Origin of the sequence: Methylobacterium mesophilicum (assembly GCF_022179445.1) — a bacterium.
In the GTDB taxonomy this organism is placed as follows: domain Bacteria; phylum Pseudomonadota; class Alphaproteobacteria; order Rhizobiales; family Beijerinckiaceae; genus Methylobacterium; species Methylobacterium mesophilicum.
The window spans coordinates 1-1,751 of record NZ_BPQU01000078.1 but is presented as its reverse complement, the minus strand read 5'-3'; the positions used below and the strand labels follow the sequence as shown (position 1 = coordinate 1,751).

The following is a 1,751-nucleotide window of genomic DNA, read 5'->3' as shown; positions in this document are numbered from 1 at the left end:
CGAGGCTGTGTGAGAACGCGTTTGCGGACTGGACGGACCTGACAGCGCAAGGCCCAAAGGGACCGGGCTTTCAGCCTCGGATGGCTGCGATGAGCGGGCCGGCACCGAGGATCGCGATCACCCGCTTCATGTTGTAGGCAAGAACCTGCAGGCTCATCTCACCGGCCACGTTCCTCAGCCCCCGGGTCAGGAAGTGGGTCGCTCCCATCCAGGCTTTCAGGGTGCCGAAGACGTGCTCGACCGTCTGGCGGCGGTCACGCATCGCGTTCGGGTTCTCGTCGAGCCGGCGCTGGACGGCTTCCAGCACGTGCTCGTGTTCCCAACGCGTGATGCGACGCTGCTCGGCGGGCGTGCAGGAGGTCTTGATCGGGCAATTCGAACAGGCCGACGTCCAGTACCGCCGTAGGGTCATCCCGTTCTCGATGCTCTCGAAGCGATAGGTCAGCGTCTGGTCCCCCGGGCAGCGATAGGTGTCGTCGCTCGCCTGGTAGACAAAGTCCTGCTTGCCGAATCGGCCCTCGGCCTTCGCGCCGGACGTCATCGGCTTTGGCAGGGTGACCGCGATCCCCGCCCGGTCGCAGGCTAGGATCTCCTCACCGGAGAAGTAGCCCCGATCCGCCAGAACCTGGATGGCTTCCTCGCCCGCGGCGGCCTGAGCTTGCCCCGCGATATTGGCGAGCTGGGTTCGGTCGTGGCCGACGTTGGTCACTTCATGGGCGACGACGAGGTGATGCTTCGTGTCCACCGCGGCCTGAACGTTGTAGCCGACGAGCCCGGTGCCCTTACCGTTCGTCGCCATGGCCCGTGCATCGGGGTCGGTCAGCGAGATCTGTCGGTCCGGCGCGGCCTCGACGAGCGTCTCCATCGCCTGCAACACGCGCAGCCGATCCCGGAGTGCAGAGAGCCGCTCCTTCAGGCGTGGGGTTCGAAGCTCTGTCACCTCGGCCTCCTGACGGTCGGCGGTATCGAGGGCCGCGAGGTAGCGCACGATGCTCGTCTCGACCTGCTCGATGCGCCTGCGGACCGCGGCCGGGGTGAAGTTCCGGTCGCGCGTGTTCACGGCCTTGAACCGGCTGCCGTCGACGGCCACGACGCCTCCGGCCAGGAGACCGACCTGCCGGCAGAGCATCACGAAGTGCCGACAGGTCGCGCGAAGCGCATCCCCGTTCTCGCGTCGGAAGTCGGCGATCGTCTTGAAGTCGGGTGCGAGGCGGCCGATCAGCCACATCAGTTCGACATTGCGGCCAGCCTCCCGCTCCAAGCGCCGGCTGGACGGGATCTGGTTCAAGTAGCCGTACAGGTAGAGCTTCAATAGCGTCGCAGGGTGATAGCCGGGTCGACCGGTGGCGGCGGGCGTCACGCCGGCAAAGCCGAGTGCTGCGAGATCCAATTCGTCGACAAACACATCGACGACGCGGGCTGGATTATCTTGCGTGACGTAATCGTCCAGGCAATCAGGAAGCAGGGCAACCTGGTGACGATCTGCAGCTTGGACAAAGCGTGTCATCCCGGGCCTCCGCTAGAGGCTAAGTCTAACACAAAAAGTATCAAATTAAATATATGTTGCCATAAATCGCTGATTGTCTGTCGAAGATTTCAGATCCAGGGATCGAACGATCGACGTCGCCGATTTCTTTGAGCTTCCTTGCGATCTTGCAACGATCGGGATGGGGGGGGCAAAAAGCCTGCCCGTCGCTATCCCAAGCGGCCGGACATCCCCAGCTTGGCGTCCTCTTTTCACACAGCCTCCA

General features: G+C 63.7%; 2 protein-coding genes. Both read right to left on the bottom strand.

Annotation, left to right across the window (positions count from 1 at the left end; translation table 11 throughout):
* Nucleotides 1–70 precede the first annotated feature (70 nt).
* Nucleotides 71–1,507, bottom strand: coding sequence for an IS1182 family transposase (locus MFF40_RS28270; protein ID WP_238263129.1), 1,437 nt, complete (start codon nt 1,505–1,507; stop codon nt 71–73).
* A 40-nt stretch (nt 1,508–1,547) separates the two neighbouring features.
* On the bottom strand, nt 1,548–1,751 hold a 204-nt coding region (locus MFF40_RS28265), incomplete at its 5' end, for a hypothetical protein (protein ID WP_238263128.1).